Origin of the sequence: Pseudomonas sp. 43(2021) (assembly GCF_017490805.1) — a bacterium.
Taxonomy (GTDB): Bacteria; Pseudomonadota; Gammaproteobacteria; order Pseudomonadales; family Pseudomonadaceae; genus Aquipseudomonas.
Genome location: NZ_JAFGYJ010000500.1, coordinates 1 through 453 on the forward strand (window position 1 = coordinate 1; position 453 = coordinate 453).

Annotated in this window: 1 protein-coding gene; it reads right to left on the reverse strand. The window is 59.8% G+C overall.

What is annotated here, in order from left to right; translation table 11 throughout:
- Window positions 1–453, reverse strand: a 453-nt coding sequence (locus J5M71_RS28375) for a SidA/IucD/PvdA family monooxygenase (protein ID WP_207838956.1), incomplete at both ends; no start/stop codon positions are given.

The following is a 453-nucleotide window of genomic DNA, read 5'->3' on the forward strand; positions in this document are numbered from 1 at the left end:
CTGCTGGCCGTCGCTGCCCCGGGAAATCACCCGCAAGGCTTCGACCTGCTGGCTGTGCAATACCGGTTCGATGAATTGCACTTCTTCGCCATAACGGCTCTGCGCGGTGAACTGTCCGGCCACCCAGCGCAGGTAGTCGTTGTACTCCATGCGGCATGGATAAAAAGTGCCGAGGTTGATGAAATCGACCAGACGCCCGTGGTGCTTGAGGTAGTTGACGAACGAGTAAGGGCTGGTCGGATTGCGCAGGGTCACCAGGTCCTTGAGGAAGGAAATCTGCAACTCGCTCTGCGTCGACAAGGTGTTGCCGTGCCAGCTGTAAGTGGCCTGCTTGTCGAGGAACAGCACATCCAGTTCGCCTTGGATCCGGCCGCGCTCCTGCAGAGCGATGGCCAGTGCCAGGTTCGAAGGGCCGAAACCGACGCCGATCAGGTCGTGAACGATGGGCGATGC